This is a genomic window from Halorubrum sp. SP9, from assembly GCF_005435015.1.
Lineage (GTDB): Archaea > Halobacteriota > Halobacteria > Halobacteriales > Haloferacaceae > Halorubrum > Halorubrum sodomense.
Map to the genome: position 1 here is coordinate 1 of NZ_SGXU01000597.1, position 300 is coordinate 300.

General features: G+C 61.3%; 1 pseudogene. It reads left to right on the forward strand.

The annotated features are described in order from the left end of the window. Positions 1-195: 195 nt before the first annotated feature. Positions 196-300 (forward strand): annotated as a pseudogene (locus EXE45_RS21620) (proline dehydrogenase); the annotation flags it as partial.

Here is a 300-nt window from a genome sequence, read left to right on the forward strand (position 1 = left end):
TATCTCGTGACATGTTTATCCGGTAGTCCGGAGCACATCCGGGTATCTTAACCCCGGCCCGTCCATGGTCGGGACGAGCGGTTCGGCCCGGCGAATTCGTACGTACGGGCACCGTCGCAGATTTATACAAATGACATGTATTCGTAAGAATTGGTCGGGTGGCAGTATATACCGGCCCGGGCTCGCAGTGTACACATGCTACCGCCCATCGCGAGCAATTTCGTCGCCGGGGAGACGCCCGAGGCGGCGCTCGCCCACGTCGAGGGGCTGAACGACCGCGGCGTGGCCGGCATCCTGAAC